Below are 242 nucleotides of genomic sequence, written 5' to 3'. Positions count from 1 at the left end.
ACCCGAGGTGCCGGTCGTGTCGATTGCCGGAGATGGCGGTTTCATGTTCGCAGCACAGGAACTCGCGACTGCCGCGCAATATGGCATCGACGTCATCACCCTCGTCTTCAACAACTCCGCCTTCGGCAACGTGAAGCGCGACCAGCAGCAGAATTTTGACGGCCGGCCCATCGGCGCGGACCTCAGGAATCCGGATTTCGGCAAGCTTGCCGCCGCCTTCCACGTGGATTTCGCCCGCGTTT

Annotated in this window: 1 protein-coding gene; it reads left to right on the top strand. The window is 61.6% G+C overall.

Translation table 11 applies throughout. From position 1 onward, the window contains the following. Positions 1-242 (top strand): thiamine pyrophosphate-dependent enzyme (locus tag KVT27_RS25910; RefSeq protein WP_254636307.1); only part of this gene is annotated, 242 nt, incomplete at both ends.

Origin of the sequence: Lysinibacillus sp. GbtcB16 (assembly GCF_019091145.1) — a bacterium.
GTDB lineage: Bacteria > Bacillota > Bacilli > Bacillales_A > Planococcaceae > Lysinibacillus > Lysinibacillus fusiformis.
Note: the sequence above shows the minus strand (reverse complement) of the source record. Positions and strands in the feature narration are given on the sequence as shown.